Source organism: Enterococcus gilvus ATCC BAA-350 (assembly GCF_000407545.1).
Classification (GTDB): Bacteria; Bacillota; Bacilli; order Lactobacillales; family Enterococcaceae; genus Enterococcus_A; species Enterococcus_A gilvus.
Window position 1 is genome coordinate 889,038 of the sequence record NZ_ASWH01000001.1, and the last position, 14,440, is coordinate 903,477.

General features: G+C 42.0%; 12 protein-coding genes. 11 read left to right on the plus strand and 1 reads right to left on the minus strand.

Annotated features, from left to right (window positions below; translation table 11 throughout):
* The first annotated feature begins 148 nt into the window (after positions 1 to 148).
* The 8 genes from I592_RS04360 to I592_RS04395 all read left to right on the plus strand — a co-directional run bounded on the left by I592_RS04360 (position 149) and on the right by I592_RS04395 (position 8,979).
* On the plus strand, positions 149 to 790 hold the full coding sequence (locus tag I592_RS04360; protein WP_010781432.1) for an amino acid ABC transporter permease: 642 nt from the start codon (positions 149 to 151) through the stop codon (positions 788 to 790).
* Between the two features lie 13 nt (positions 791 to 803).
* Positions 804 to 1,439, plus strand: a complete 636-nt coding sequence (locus I592_RS04365) for an amino acid ABC transporter ATP-binding protein (protein WP_010781431.1) — start codon at positions 804 to 806, stop codon at positions 1,437 to 1,439.
* Positions 1,440 to 1,465: 26 nt separating this feature from the next.
* Positions 1,466 to 2,293 carry a transporter substrate-binding domain-containing protein gene (locus tag I592_RS04370; RefSeq protein ID WP_010781430.1) on the plus strand — a complete coding sequence of 276 codons (828 nt, stop codon included), beginning with the start codon at positions 1,466 to 1,468 and terminating at the stop codon, positions 2,291 to 2,293.
* Positions 2,294 to 2,407: 114 nt separating this feature from the next.
* The gene (locus I592_RS04375) at positions 2,408 to 4,816 is read left to right on the plus strand and encodes a DNA translocase FtsK (protein ID WP_010781429.1); all 2,409 of its coding nucleotides are present in this window, start codon (positions 2,408 to 2,410) and stop codon (positions 4,814 to 4,816) included.
* 307 nt (positions 4,817 to 5,123) lie between these two features.
* Positions 5,124 to 7,070, plus strand: a complete 1,947-nt coding sequence (locus I592_RS04380; protein ID WP_010781428.1) for a BglG family transcription antiterminator — start codon at positions 5,124 to 5,126, stop codon at positions 7,068 to 7,070.
* Between the two features lie 4 nt (positions 7,071 to 7,074).
* Positions 7,075 to 7,536 carry a PTS sugar transporter subunit IIA gene (locus I592_RS04385; protein WP_010781427.1) on the plus strand — a complete coding sequence of 154 codons (462 nt, stop codon included), beginning with the start codon at positions 7,075 to 7,077 and terminating at the stop codon, positions 7,534 to 7,536.
* Positions 7,537 to 7,564: 28 nt separating this feature from the next.
* Positions 7,565 to 7,876 (plus strand): PTS fructose-like transporter subunit IIB, encoded by a 312-nt coding sequence (locus I592_RS04390; RefSeq protein WP_010781426.1) that lies wholly within the window; start codon positions 7,565 to 7,567, stop codon positions 7,874 to 7,876.
* Between the two features lie 11 nt (positions 7,877 to 7,887).
* A complete protein-coding gene (locus I592_RS04395; RefSeq protein ID WP_010781425.1) occupies positions 7,888 to 8,979 on the plus strand; it encodes a PTS fructose transporter subunit EIIC in 1,092 nt (363 codons plus the stop codon).
* Between the two features lie 39 nt (positions 8,980 to 9,018).
* Here I592_RS04395 and I592_RS04400 read toward each other — a convergent pair whose 3' ends face one another.
* Positions 9,019 to 9,777, minus strand: a complete 759-nt coding sequence (locus tag I592_RS04400) for a DeoR/GlpR family DNA-binding transcription regulator (protein WP_010781424.1) — start codon at positions 9,775 to 9,777, stop codon at positions 9,019 to 9,021.
* 168 nt (positions 9,778 to 9,945) lie between these two features.
* On the opposite strand from I592_RS04400, the gene I592_RS04405 reads away from it, so the two are divergent.
* The 3 genes from I592_RS04405 to rlmN all read left to right on the plus strand — a co-directional run bounded on the left by I592_RS04405 (position 9,946) and on the right by rlmN (position 14,421).
* The gene (locus I592_RS04405) at positions 9,946 to 12,294 is read left to right on the plus strand and encodes a formate C-acetyltransferase (RefSeq protein WP_010781423.1); all 2,349 of its coding nucleotides are present in this window, start codon (positions 9,946 to 9,948) and stop codon (positions 12,292 to 12,294) included.
* A 14-nt stretch (positions 12,295 to 12,308) separates the two neighbouring features.
* Positions 12,309 to 13,091: a glycyl-radical enzyme activating protein gene (locus I592_RS04410; protein ID WP_010781422.1), complete on the plus strand. Its 783-nt coding sequence runs from the start codon at positions 12,309 to 12,311 to the stop codon at positions 13,089 to 13,091.
* 262 nt (positions 13,092 to 13,353) lie between these two features.
* Positions 13,354 to 14,421: a dual-specificity RNA methyltransferase RlmN gene (gene rlmN, locus I592_RS04415; RefSeq protein WP_010781421.1), complete on the plus strand. Its 1,068-nt coding sequence runs from the start codon at positions 13,354 to 13,356 to the stop codon at positions 14,419 to 14,421.
* The last annotated feature ends 19 nt before the right edge of the window (positions 14,422 to 14,440 follow it).

The following is a 14,440-nucleotide window of genomic DNA, read 5'->3' on the forward strand; positions in this document are numbered from 1 at the left end:
TTAACTCATTAAAACGAATTAGCTGTCAGTTTCTAATCAAGAATTAAAGGTTAGCCGCCACTAGCAAATTCTATCTTTACTAAAAATAGTCACGATTAAGAGCTTTTGAAAGGCCGTACAACTTTCAAAAAAATGGAGGGATATTGGGATGAATTATTTGATCGAAGTCATGCCGCAATTATTACAAGGGGCAGCGATAACACTGAAATTATTTGCTTATACGATATTGGGCTCACTGCCGTTAGGAATCTTGCTATCGTTTGGATTGGCGAGCCGCTTTAAACCGTTACAATGGATTTTACAGTTTTATGTATGGATCATGCGAGGGACGCCGTTGCTGCTGCAATTGATTTTCGTCTTTTATGGTCTGCCATTGATGGGAATCATATTCGACCGTTTCGAAGCCGCATTATTTGCTTTCGTATTGAACTACGCCGCTTACTATGCAGAAATTTTCCGTGGTGGGATTCAATCAATTCCAGTTGGGCAATACGAGGCATCGAAGGTCATTGGATTGACACCGATTCAAACGATCACGCGAATCATCATTCCACAGGTCGTTAAAATTGTTTTACCTTCTGTCGGAAATGAAGTCATTAATTTAGTAAAAGATACGTCACTTGTTTATATCTTAGGATTGTCAGATGTGATGCGGGCTGGGAAGATCGCAATGGAACGAGATACGACGTTGCTGCCATTATTCGGGGTAGCGCTCATTTACTTAGTGTTGACTGGGGTGACCTCAGTGATCTTGAAGCAACTAGAAAATCGTTTGAACTATTATCGTTAGGCAGGTGGAAAAAATGATCGAATTAAAAAAAGTAAACAAATCGTTTGGAAATAAAAAGGTGATCGATAATTTGGACTTAGTAATTCCAGATGGACAGATCTTAGCGATCGTTGGCCCTTCCGGTGGTGGGAAAACAACCTTACTGAGAACCCTGGCTGGTTTAGAAACAGCAGATAGCGGCACTTTTTTACTAGATGGCGCCGCCTTCGATCCTACTTCTTCGAAAGAACAAGAACAAGTTGTTGGGGTCGTCTTTCAAGATTTTCAATTGTTCCCGCATTTAAGTGTCCTAGACAATATCACGATCGGTCCTAGACTGGTCTTAAAGCAAGACAAAGAAACGTATATGAATAAAGCCGAGCATTTAGCAAGTTTGCTAGGCATTGAAGAATTATTGAACAACTATCCCTATCAATTATCCGGCGGGCAAAAGCAACGTTTAGCGATTGCTCGTGCGATGGCGATGAATCCGAAAGTGTTGGCGTATGATGAGCCAACCAGTGCGCTAGATCCTGCGTTGCGTCAGCAAGTGGCAAGTTTGATTCTGGAATTAAAAGCGGACGGAGTGACTCAAATTGTTGTTACCCACGATTTGGTTTTTGCAGAAGAAATTGGTGATCAGTTATTGAAGGTTGAACCTATCAAATAAAAAATAAACATTAGGAGGAGTAACGTATGAAAATGAAAAAAATTATTTTGGGAATGGTGGCTGTTTTAACACTGGTGACGTTAGCAGCCTGCGGCAAAAAAGAAGCGAGCAGCAACGAAAGCTGGAAGACGATTGAAAAAGATAAAAAGGTGACGATCGGTTTAGATGACACATTCGTTCCAATGGGATTTAAAGATGAAGATGGAAAGATCGTTGGTTTTGACGTCGATTTAGCCAAAGCAGTGTTTAACGAATACGGGATCAAAGCAGATTTTCAACCAATTGATTGGTCAATGAAGGAAAATGAATTGGAAAACGGCACGATCGACTTGATTTGGAATGGCTACACCGTGACAGAATCACGCGAAAAGAAAGTTTTATTTTCTGATGCTTATGCACAGAATGAACAAGTCCTAGTCACTAAAAAGGACAGCGGCATCACGAAGCCAGAAGATATGAAGGATAAAGTTTTAGGGGCGCAAGAAGGGTCTTCAGGGTATGAAGCCTTCAATAATCAAGCTAAAACACTGAAGGATATCGTGAAAGAGAATGACGCTACGTTGTATGCCAGCTTCAATGAAGCGATGATCGACCTTGAAAACAATCGAATCAACGGATTATTGATCGATAAAGTATACGCGGATTACTACTTGAAGCAAGCAAATAAATTAGATGCCTACAATATTTTCAGCGTAGGATTCGAAAATGAAAACTTTGCGGTCGGTGCACGCAAAGGAGACAAGGAATTGGTTGAGAAAATCAACGAAGCATTCAAGAAGCTGCAGGAAAATGGAAAATACGGTGAGATCTCGAAAAAATGGTTTGGGGAAGAATTGTCCTTGCCTAAAGAATAAGCGAAATGTCTCTCCAAAAATTTAAACATTATTTAATCAGAAAGAAAAGGCGAGCAAAACTTTTGTTCGCCTTCTTTTTTTTGTATAATGGTATAGAATGGAAAGAGGGATATCATGGCGCAAAAGAAGCGTACAAAGAAAAAAAGAAAAACGAAAAAGCAAAAACAACTCCAAGAGCAGCGCCTGATCATCGGCATTGGACTTTTATTTATATTATTTACTGTCTTTGCATTATTTAAGCTAGGGTTCTTAGGAAATCTGATTGCGAATGTCTTACGTCTGATAGGCGGAAACACGTATCAATTTTTAGCCTTGCTGTTAGGACTTTATGGCACGCTGCTCGTTGTAAAGAATACCAAGTTGCGATTGACTAAACCGCGACGATGGGTAGGGATCGGCTTTTTCTACCTTGGAATATTGCTGATTCTTCATGCACGTTTATTTGCGAATGTGGAAAGCAAAGATCCTAATATTTTGAAAACGACTTGGGATTTATTGATGACAGATTTCTTAGGGAATCAAATTACCCAAAATGTCGGCGGTGGAATGCTAGGTGCGGCGCTTTATAATTTAACGCACTTTCTCGTATCACAAGTAGGCAGCTATTTGATTGCCGGCTTATTATTACTATTGGGTATTTTTTTGTTCAGCCTTTTAGAATTCAACCAAGTAACGGATTATTTAGGCAATTTTGTCGAAATGATGCAGGAAAAATTCTCAGAATCTGACGAGAAAAAAGAACTGAAGGCAGCAAAAAGAGAAGAACGGCAAGCACAAAAAGCGCAAGCCAAAGCTGAAAAGCAAGCGGCAGCAAAGGCCAAGCTGGAGGCCGAATTGGCCGAGCGAGAAAAAAACAAGGTTCGTTCAATGACACCAGGGGAGCAATTGGCGAAAGAAAGCCAGGAGCCTTTAGTTAAGGAACCTGAGCAGATGACGCTCGTGCCGATCGAAGGGTTTCAAGAAAATTTGGAGCCCGAAAGAACGACAGCCGCACCTGTACCTAAAAAAGCCCCACTTGAAGATGAGGAGATTGATGATCCAGGTGATTTAGAATTTGAGATCAGCGCGGAGCCTGAGGATCATGACTATCAGTTGCCGCCGTCAACGTTATTAGATTCAATTCCAGCTGCCGATCAAAGCGATGAATACAAAAAGATCGAGCAAAATATCAAGGTATTGGAGAAAACCTTCAATAGTTTCGGTGTAGAGGCCAAAGTCGTCAAAGCCAGCTTAGGACCATCTGTTACGAAATTTGAGGTCCAACCGGCCGTTGGTGTAAAGGTCAGCAAAATCGTCAATCTAACCGATGACATCGCGCTGGCTTTAGCAGCGAAGGATGTCCGAATGGAAGCGCCGATCCCAGGGAAATCTTTGATTGGGATCGAAGTGCCAAACAGCACGATCAGTACGGTGTCATTCCGCGATATCATCGAATCTCAACCGAACCATCCAGATAAAATTCTGGAAGTTCCATTAGGTCGAGACATCTCTGGATTGGTACGGGTGGCAGATTTAACGAAGATGCCCCACTTGCTGATCGCTGGGTCCACTGGTAGTGGTAAATCTGTAGCAATCAACGGGATCATTACAAGTATTTTAATGCGGGCAAAACCAAATGAAGTAAAATTGATGATGATCGATCCGAAAATGGTCGAATTGAATGTGTATAACGGCATTCCTCATCTATTGACGCCGGTCGTGACGAATCCAAGAAAGGCCGCACAAGCGTTGCAAAAAGTCGTTCAGGAGATGGAAGAACGGTACGAAAAATTTGCCGCAACAGGTGTGCGAAATATTTCCGGCTTTAACGAATTGGTGATTCAGAAGAATTTGGAAGATGGTCAAAACAGGCCGATCTTGCCATTTATCGTTGTCATAGTGGATGAGTTGGCAGACTTAATGATGGTCGCAAGCAATGAAGTGGAAGACGCGATTACGCGTTTGGCACAGATGGCGCGGGCGGCGGGTATCCATATGATCCTTGCGACGCAACGTCCAAGTGTCGATGTTATTACCGGAATCATCAAAGCCAATGTTCCGTCACGAATTGCCTTTGCCGTTTCAAGCGGGACGGACTCACGAACGATCATTGATGGAAATGGCGCGGAGAAACTGCTAGGACGTGGAGATATGCTGTTCTTGCCAATGGGAGAGAACAAGCCGATCCGTGTTCAGGGTGCGTTTATTTCAGATCACGAGGTAGAACAGATCGTTGAGTTTGTCTCTGATCAGCAGGAAGCTCACTACGAAGAAAAAATGATGCCAACAGAAGAAACAAGCTCTTCGCCATCAGAAACACCGCAGGATGAACTTTACGAAGAAGCAAAAGCATTAGTAGTGGATATGCAGACAGCGAGCATCTCTTTGTTGCAGCGAAGATTCCGTATCGGCTATAATCGAGCAGCGCGGATCGTGGATGAATTAGAAGAACACGGCGTCATCGGGCCTTCAACCGGCAGCAAGCCGCGGGAAGTCTTTATGCAAAAAGCCGAAGAAGAACCCGAAAATCCATTGGATGAATAAAAAGCTTTGCCATTTTTTGGCAAAGCTTTTTTGTTGTGTTTTTAATTGATTGCACAAATGTGCAAAAAGACAGTGATTTCAATTCTCACACACTCTTTTTTTACGCGTGTCTAATATAGGACTGCAAGGATAAAAAGCCTGCTATATCAACATTTTGTGTAGTGAAAGATAGAGAAATTATAGCTAAAAAAAGAAGAAACAATAAATTTCAACATTAATGTGGAACTTTTATGTGTTATACAATAGAAAAAGGCTGTGCTATCTTTTTGTTAGATTGATAAGCGCTTACAATTGGAGGAAACAAAAAATGAAAGGGTTGAACTCACGGCAAACCAAATTACTTCACTTACTGGTTCAAAATGAGCATTATTTGCCAGTGTCTTTCTACTCTGAGAAGTTAGGAAAATCAAATCGGACGCTCTATTCTGACTTGAAGAAGATCCAACTTTTATTGGAGAAAGAACCGCTTGTTTTAGAAAAAAAGCCGCGTGTTGGTATTTTGCTAAAAGGAACAGTAGAAGAAAAAATGCACTTTCTAGAGCAGCACATTGGAGTGAACACGGAAGAAGCTGTTGGCTCACAGGAGCGGCAATGGGAGATCGTCAAACAGTTAGTAATCAACGAAGAGACCGTGACGCAGCAAATGCTCTCTCAGCAGTTTCATGTAAGTCCAAGTTCGATCGTGAGCGATTTAGAAAAAATCATTGAGAACTATCGTTTAACGCTAGCAGCTACGAAGCAAGGGACAAAAGTTGTAGGAAACGAGGAGGAGATTCAAAATAGCTTATTTCGTTTTTGTGAAGATTACTTAGACACTCATCGAGTCGATACAGAGCATCTTTTTAATAAAGAATCGAAAGACTTGTTGGGATACTTCTTTCCACAACAGTTAGTAGCGCTTGTGTTCCAGCAAATTACGGAATGGAGAAGTCAAACGGCTTTCTGTTTTCCAGGTCATTACGTAAAGTCGTTGATGATCCGTCTGTTGGTGTTCTGCTTCCGTTTGACTAGAGGCAAGCACATTGAAGAAAAGGAATTTCTATTTGATCAAATTAAATTGATTGATACGTATTTGATCGCCAATGAATTAGTTGTGCGGGTATCAGACACGTTCGCTGTCACGTATGACGAAGAAGATATCTCCTACGTCAATCGTCAACTGGTCGGTTACGGTGTAAAGCTAAACAGTAAAAGTCATAAGAGCTATGAAAGGTACGCGGAATCAATCAAAAAGATCATTAAAAACATGAGTGAGATCATGCAGGTTGATTTTGTGGCTGACACACAATTAAAAGAACGTTTTGCCAGCCATTTTGTTCCAATGATCTATCGATTAAAGATGGGAATCGTCATCACAAATCCGTTGGTCGATGAAATTCGAAGCCAATATGCCATCACCTTTAGTGCCACTTGGTATGCACTCGCCAATGCTGAAGAAAAGTTGGGCGTTCATTTCAACGATGAAGAAGTGGCGTTGGTAGCCATGTATTTTCAAGTCTCGCTTGAGAAAAGTCAAAACGGTAAAAAGATTTTGATTGTCTGTCCCAATGGGGTAGGAACATCGGAATTGATTTTCAATAAGATCAAACGAATTTTGCCCGCACAAGATATCGCGGAGATTACGACGCTCGATAAGCTATATAAGAAAAATTTGGATAATGTTGATTTGATAATTTCCTCTATCAAATTAGAAAGTGTCAATAAGCCGATCATTCAGGTCTCTACCTTAGTCACTCAAGAAGACATCAAAAATATCACGGCCCTTTATTCGAATTTATTCTATTCAGAAGAATCTGAAGAAGCTGAAAACTTGGCATTTCCATTTTTAAAAAAGGTCATTGATGTTGCGTATATCTATACGAAAAAGCATTTTTCGGATAAGCAAACGTGCTTGAATTGGTTGATCGATAAGCTGGAAAAAGGGGAGATCGTCACACGTGGGTTTCGCAAAGAAGTATTTGATCGAGAAACGATTGGTGAGACCGCGTTAGCAACGGGGGTAGCGATCCCGCACGCATCACCGCAAAATGTTTTGCAGACGAAGATCGTGATCGTCACTTTGACAAAGCCGATTACTTGGGATAAACGGAAAGTGCATTCGATCTTATTGATGTGCATTGCTAAAAGCGACCGGACCCTTGTACGAGGAGTGATGACAGACATTCATAAGATTGTTCAGTCGGAAAAACAGTTAAAAAGTATTTTTGGAGATAGAGAGGCAGTAGAAATTTATAACGATATTATCGGGAGGTAAAAAAATGCAAGTGATTACGAAAGAATTAGTAGATCTATCGATAGACGCAGATTCAAAAATGACTGCGATCAATATATTAGCAGATCGTATCAACCAGGCGGGACGTTTACATGAGCATGCAGGCTATGTAGAAAGTGTGGTAAATCGAGAAAACTTAACAACTACTGGAATTGGTTTTGGCATCGCCATTCCTCATGGGAAAAGTTCTCATGTTAAAGAAACGACCGTCGCTTTTGGACGATTGACTAATAAAATAGATTGGCAGAGTTTGGATGGTGAAGGGGTCGGGCTTGTCTTTTTATTAGCTGTTCCAGAAGAATGTCAAGGCGATCAACACCTGAAAATAATCGCTGGGTTATCAAGAAAGTTGGTTCATCAAGAATTCAGAGAAACATTGGCGCACGCAACGAGTGATCAAGAGATCGTGGACTTGCTGAATGACAGTCTGGCTAGCGTAGTCGCTTAGTGAATAAAACATAAAAGGAGAGAAACGTATGAAATTAGTTGCTGTAACGGCTTGTCCGTCAGGAGTGGCACACACCTATCTTGCTGCTGAAAGCTTAGAGGTTGCTGCTAAAAAAAATAATGTAGACATTCATGTAGAAACACAAGGGTCGATCGGTATCGAGAACGAGTTGACGATGGAGCAGATCACTGGTGCGGATGTAGTGATTCTGACAAATAATATCGGGATCAAGAACGAAGAGCGCTTCAAAGGGAAACCGGTCGTGCGTGTGAGCGCAGGGGACTGTATCAATAAAGGAGAAGCAATCGTCAAAAAAATTCAGCAGAAATTAGCAAAATAGGAGGAACAGCAATGATTGAATTATTAAAAGGTACTAGAAAAAATTTGATGACTGGCGTCTCGTATATGATTCCTTTTGTTGTCGCGGGCGGTATCTTGTTAGCATTGAGTGTTTTGCTGTCCGGAGACGCCTCCGTTCCAGATAAAGGCTGGTTGGCTGACATTGCTACTATTGGTATCACGGGATTAGGTATGATGGTCCCTATCTTGTCTGGGTATATCGCCTTTTCAATGGTCGATCGTCCCGGGCTGGCACCAGGGATTATTGGCGGATTGATCGCCAGTAATATTGGTGCAGGATTCTTAGGAGGAATATTATCCGGGATTCTCGCAGGGATCGTCGTCTTTTATTTAAAGAAAATCAAGTTGCCATCAAGCTTGCGTTCATTAGGACCAATTTTTATCATTCCATTGTTTGGTACACTGGTTGTCGGTACATTGATGTATTGGGTGATTGGTCAGCCGATCGCGGCCTTGATGACAGCGTTGACCAAGTGGTTAGAATCAATGGGAACGGGAAATTTAGTTGTACTGGGATTGATTTTAGGTGCGATGATCGCTTCAGATATGGGTGGACCGATTAATAAAGTGGCCTTTAGTTTTGGCTCTGCGATGGTAGGGACGATCAATCCTGCGACAGGCTTGCCTAGTGAAACTGCTTTGACGATCATGGCTGGGATCGGTGCAGCTATCTGTATTCCGCCGCTTGCGATGGGATTAGCGACGATCGTTGCACCGAAGAAGTTTACAGTGGAGGAGCGGAACTCTGGAAAAGCAGCCATTGTCATGGGGATGGTAGGTATTTCAGAAGGAGCCATTCCCTTCGCGGCAGCTGACCCGCTGCGCTGCATTCCGGCGAATATGATAGGAAGTGCCATTGGTGCAGCTATTGCGATGGTCTTAGGTGCTGGAAACCCGGCACCATGGGGTGGATGGATCGTTGCTCCCGTTGCTCAAAATCCATTGGTCTATATCTTAGGCACAGTCATCGGCTCAGTAATTACCGCAGGCATCGTGATTGCCTTGAAGAAGCCCGTTGTTGAAGAATCAAGTCAAGCAGTGGGAATCGGGGATGACTTCGACCTAGATATCGAGATCATGTAAAGAAAAAGAGGGATCGAACGTCGTTTCGAGCCCTCTTTTCTAGACTAAAATCAATTTCGCATAGGCACTGATCATGCGCTTGTAGTCCAGAGGCAATTTTTTACTAGTAATGACTACATCTACTGATGACCAGGGAGCCACTTGAACGAGAGAAGTTTTTTCAAATTTCGTGTGATCCAAAAGCACGATTTTTTTTGTAGATTTTTTTAGCATCCGACGTTTTGCTTCAGCGTCAATCAAAGACGATGTACAAAAGCCTTTGCGATTTTTGACCCCGCTGGAGCCGAAAAAGCAAAGATCAAATTGAATATCGGGATATATCTCACTGCCATTGTTGCGAAAAGCCATATCTGCGGGAGAGTATTCTCCGCCAAAACAAAAGAGTTTGTGTTGACTGAGGGCAAGTTGGGAGATGGCCGCAAGGGAGCTAGTAAAAATCTGTTTCTTTTCCAAGGACCCCATTTTTTTTGCCAAAAGTGCCAAGGTGCTTCCCTGATCGAGGCCGATAGTATAGTCGTCAGAAGTAATGCAATCTAATGCGGCTTGTGTCAATGCTTCCTTCTCAGCAAATTGTGAGGTACGTTGGAAGACAGGAGCCAATTCTTTTTCACGAACTAACGTGGCTTTGCCGTGCAGCTTTTCTATAATGCCTTCCTTCGCTAGGTAGGTTAAGTCTTTTCGAATGGTTTCATCAGAGACATGAAACTTTTTCACTAATTCACGAACTTTCAGCTCATTTTGATGATAGAAAAGTTCCGTGATTTCTTTGCGGCGTTGCGCAATTTCTGCAGCCTTCATAAACATCCCCCTTTTTTTAACGGTAGCATGAGATTCCAACAAAAACAATCTAAAACTTGGGAAAAAGTGAACAAATCCAACTTTTTTACTGTAATTCAAAGAATTCTGTGGTTTCAATCGAAACATATTTCTATACTAAGTGTGAATAGAAGAAGAGGAGTGAAAAAAATGGGAACAGGAGTTATTGATTTGGAACAAAACAATGCAAATCTCGTGATGAAAGGGAATCCACGGATTCAAGCAATGAAGAGTCATTTATTCAAAGAAAAGCGTCAGATTTCATTGGAACGCGCATTGCTTTATACGGAAAGTTATCGTCAAACAGAAGGTGAGCCTACCATCATTCGTCGCGCAAAGGCAGTCGCACATATTTTAGGGAGTGTTGAAATAAGCATTCGTGAAGGGGAATTGTTAGTCGGAAATCGAACGGTGCGTCCGAGATCAGGGATTCTTTCACCGGAAATGGACCCTTATTGGATCATGAAAGAAATCGATACGATCGATACACGACCGCAGGACCAATTTGAGTTTACAGAGGCGGATAAAAAAATCTACCGTGAAAAATTATTTCCATATTGGGAAAAGCGCTCAATGAAAGATTTCATCAATGGTGAGCTGACAGAAGAAGTAAGTGCAGCTTTGAAGGAGGAAGTTTTCAAATTAAATCAAACGGATAAGGGACAAGGGCACATTATTATGGATTTCCCCGGCATCCTATCACGTGGAATCGGCAGCTATCTTGGAAAGTTAGACGAGAAAATCAAGGAAGACCCGGATAACCTGTTTTACCAAGCTGGGAAAATCATTTTTATTGGGATGAAAGATCATTTCTTACGCTATGGGGAATTGGCGGAGTCTTTAGGAAAAGACGAGAAAGAACCAAAAAGACGTCAAGAACTGCAACGAATCGCTGAAATGTGCCGGAAACTAAGTATTGATAAGCCAGAATCCTTTTATGAGGCTCTTCAATTATTATGGATGACCAGTATCGTTGGACAGTATGAATCAAATGCATCTTCCCTTTCTTTGGGACGAATGGATCACTATTTATATCCATTTTACGAAGCCTCGCTAAATAAAGGCGTGGACAAAGAATTCCTTTACGAAGTGCTGGGTGATTTTTATGTGAAGACAAATGACGTAGTGCTTCTACGTTCTGAAAGCAGCGCAAAATGCTTCGCTGGATTTCCTACTGGCTATACCGTTGTTCTAGGTGGGCTAGATGCATTGGGACACACATCTGTTAATCCGCTGTCGTTCGTGATGTTGGAACTTTACCATGAGATCCTGTTGCCGCAGCCAAACTTGTCAGTGAGAATGAACGAATTGATCCCTCGCCGGTTTTTACTAAAAACGGTGGAAACGATTCGTTTGGGAACAGGTATCCCTCAATTATTCAACGACGATGTCTGTGTTCCCGCATTTTTGAGTAAAGGCGTATCGCTCGACGACGCGCGAGACTATGCAACGGTGGGCTGTGTGGAGACTTCGATTCCTGGAAAGACTTACGGTCTCCACGATATTGCACTTTTTAATCTGCTTCGGATCATGGAGTTGAGTATCTATGAATTGAGAAACGAGTCGGATTTGACCTATGACCAATTAGTCGAAACGATTGAAAAGAAAATCGATTACTATGTGGAGTTGGTAGTTAAAGGATCGAATATCGTGGATTTGGGTCATCGGCAATACGCGCCTACCCCATTTTTATCTGTCTTGATCAATGACTGTCTGGAAAATGGAAAGGATGTCACAGAAGGCGGTGCTCGTTACAACTTTTCCGGAGTGCAGGGCATTGGAGAAGCCAACTTGAGTGACTCGATGTATGTCATCAAGAAAATGGTTTTTGAGAAGAAGGAAATGCGCTTTAGTGAGTTAGTGGATGCATTAGAGTCTAATTTTACAGGTGACTATGCTGCGCTGCAACAGCATGTGATCCAGGATTTTGAAAAATTTGGAAACGACGATGACGAGCTGGATATCATTGCAGCAACATTCTTCCGACATTATGCCAAAGAATTAGAGAAATACGAGAATGTGCGTGGTGGACAGTTTATTCCTGGGGCCTATACCGTTTCAGCTCATATCCCACTAGGGGAAGCAGTGGGTGCGACTCCTGATGGTCGAAAAGCACAGGAACAATTAGCTGATGGCGGACTATCACCGATGGTCGGGCGCGATCATTTAGGGCCGACAGCGGTATTAAAGTCTGTCAGCAAGCTAGATAATTTCTTGACGGTGAATGGCAGCTTACTGAACCTAAAGTTTCAACCGAACACGTTGAAAGGACAGCAAGGCTTGAACAAATTTGCCGACTTTTTATTGGCGTTTACAAAGTTAAAAATTCAACACGTCCAATTCAATGTTCAATCAAGAGAAACGTTGTTAGAAGCTCAAAAACATCCTGAAAAATATTCGGGATTGCTGGTTCGCGTAGCTGGGTATAGCGCCTTTTTCGTTGATTTAAACAAACAAATTCAAGACGATATTATCGCACGTGTTGAACATCAATTGTAGGGTGAGGGATAGCAATGAAACAAGGATTGGTCTTTAATGTTCAACGGTATTCGGTTCACGATGGCGGCGGTATTCGAACACTGGTTTTCTTGAAAGGATGTCCTTTGCGTTGTCCGTGGTGCTCAAATCCTGAATCACGTAAAAAAGTAACACCCGCTACGTGGACAAAAAATGGGAAAACTGAACAGATTGGTGAGTGGCGCACCATAGACGATCTTTTGGAGGTTGTCTTGAAGGATGAAATTTTTTATCGGACATCTGGCGGCGGGGTCACGCTTTCTGGCGGTGAGGTGTTAATGCAGGCCGAGTTTGCGACGGCTTTTTTAAAAGAGCTGCACGATCTCGGTATTCATACAGCTATTGAAACGACGGGCTGTTTTCCAGTAGAGCGCTTAAAAATGCTTACACCGTATGTTGATCAAGTATTGTTTGATTTAAAGATCATGGACCGCTGTGAAGCAAAAAAAGTGATCGGTCTGGAAACAGACACAGTCAGAGAAAACATGGACTATCTTTTGACGCAAACGCACATCCAAGTGATTCCTCGAGTTCCGTTGATTCCTGAATACACGACGAATAAAGAAAATCGGCAGCAGCTTATTCACTTTTTAACAAAACGTAAACTAACAGAGGTTCATCTATTGCCCTTTCATCAGTACGGCAGCAGTAAATATGATTATTTAGGGTGGGAATACGCGATGAAGGAGGTTCAACCGTTAAGCACGGAAGAAGTGAGAACTATTAAGGAGGACTTCCAATGTGCTGGAATCCATGCCAATATTGAAGGGTTAGACTGAGAGGCGTAGAGCCTCTCTTTTTTATTTTTATGAGCAATTACTTTGTGAAATCATTTCTTTTTTTCAAAGTTGATTGTTTTCTCTTTGTGAATCAGTTATAGTATGTAGCGAATGTTTCCAGCTTTTTTTTACTTATATGAAAGAAAGTGAGGGGAAACGCACGAAGGAAAAGAGATTACTAAGAGGTTTCACCTTAATAATAAGCAGTCCCCAGTAAAATAAGGGGCGAGCACTTCGGTAGAATGCACTAGGAGGTAACACTTTGGATAAACCCTCAATTTATGGTTTAAGAAGAGAAGAATTAGTCGAATGGTTTTTAGAACACGGGGAAAAGAAATTCCGTGCAACACAAGTTTGGGAATGGCTTTATCGCAGCCGTGTCAGTGAGTTTGCAGAAATGAGCAATCTTTCAAAACAAACAATTGCTTTGTTAGAGGAAAATTTTATCATCAATCCGTTAAAACAATTGGTCGTGCAGGAAGCTAGCGACGGGACGGTCAAGTATTTATTTGAACTACCGGATCATTTAATGATCGAAACGGTCTTGATGCGCCAAGAATACGGGTTGTCTGTCTGTGTGACGACTCAAGTTGGCTGTAATATTGGCTGCACATTTTGTGCTTCTGGGTTATTAAAGAAACAGCGGGATTTAACGGCAGGCGAGATCGTCGCACAGATCATGCTCGTGCAGCACTATTTCGATGAACGCGGCGAAGAAGAACGTGTCTCACACGTTGTTGTTATGGGCATCGGAGAACCCTTCGATAATTACAACAATGTGATGGATTTTCTGCATGTCATCAACGACGACAAGGGAATGGCCATTGGCGCGCGCCATATTACGGTCTCAACAAGCGGCTTAGTACCAAAAATCAAAAAATTTGCGGAAAATGGTTTACAGGTCAATTTGGCCATCTCATTGCATGCACCAAACAATGAAGTTCGTTCATCCATCATGCGAATCAACCGCAGCTTCCCAATCGAAAAATTGATGGACGCAGTGGATTATTATATAGAAGAAACCAATCGTCGTGTAACATTTGAATACATTATGCTCTCTGGAGTAAACGACCGTCCAGATCATGCACAGCAATTAGCCGATTTGATGAAGGACAAGAAAAAACTGGTTTACGTAAACTTGATTCCTTACAACCCGGTTAGTGAACACGACCAATATTCTCGAAGTAGTAAAGCAGATGTTCTGCGTTTTTACGATGTCTTGAAAAAGAACGGAATCAATTGTGTCATTCGAAAAGAACATGGTACAGACATCGATGCCGCCTGCGGACAACTACGTAGTAAGCAAATGAAAAAAGCAGCCTCAAAATAAAACAAACGTCTCCTTCAGT

Bases quoted from the DNA above. Each gene is read 5' to 3' on its own strand.
- I592_RS04360 (WP_010781432.1), top strand. From the start codon at position 149: ATGAATTATTTGATCGAAGTCATGCCGCAATTATTACAAGGGGCAGCG.
- I592_RS04365 (WP_010781431.1), top strand. From the start codon at position 804: ATGATCGAATTAAAAAAAGTAAACAAATCGTTTGGAAATAAAAAGGTG.
- I592_RS04370 (WP_010781430.1), top strand. From the start codon at position 1,466: ATGAAAATGAAAAAAATTATTTTGGGAATGGTGGCTGTTTTAACACTG.
- I592_RS04375 (WP_010781429.1), top strand. From the start codon at position 2,408: ATGGCGCAAAAGAAGCGTACAAAGAAAAAAAGAAAAACGAAAAAGCAA.
- I592_RS04380 (WP_010781428.1), top strand. From the start codon at position 5,124: ATGAAAGGGTTGAACTCACGGCAAACCAAATTACTTCACTTACTGGTT.
- I592_RS04385 (WP_010781427.1), top strand. From the start codon at position 7,075: ATGCAAGTGATTACGAAAGAATTAGTAGATCTATCGATAGACGCAGAT.
- I592_RS04390 (WP_010781426.1), top strand. From the start codon at position 7,565: ATGAAATTAGTTGCTGTAACGGCTTGTCCGTCAGGAGTGGCACACACC.
- I592_RS04395 (WP_010781425.1), top strand. From the start codon at position 7,888: ATGATTGAATTATTAAAAGGTACTAGAAAAAATTTGATGACTGGCGTC.
- I592_RS04400 (WP_010781424.1), bottom strand. From the start codon at position 9,777: ATGAAGGCTGCAGAAATTGCGCAACGCCGCAAAGAAATCACGGAACTT.
- I592_RS04405 (WP_010781423.1), top strand. From the start codon at position 9,946: ATGGGAACAGGAGTTATTGATTTGGAACAAAACAATGCAAATCTCGTG.
- I592_RS04410 (WP_010781422.1), top strand. From the start codon at position 12,309: ATGAAACAAGGATTGGTCTTTAATGTTCAACGGTATTCGGTTCACGAT.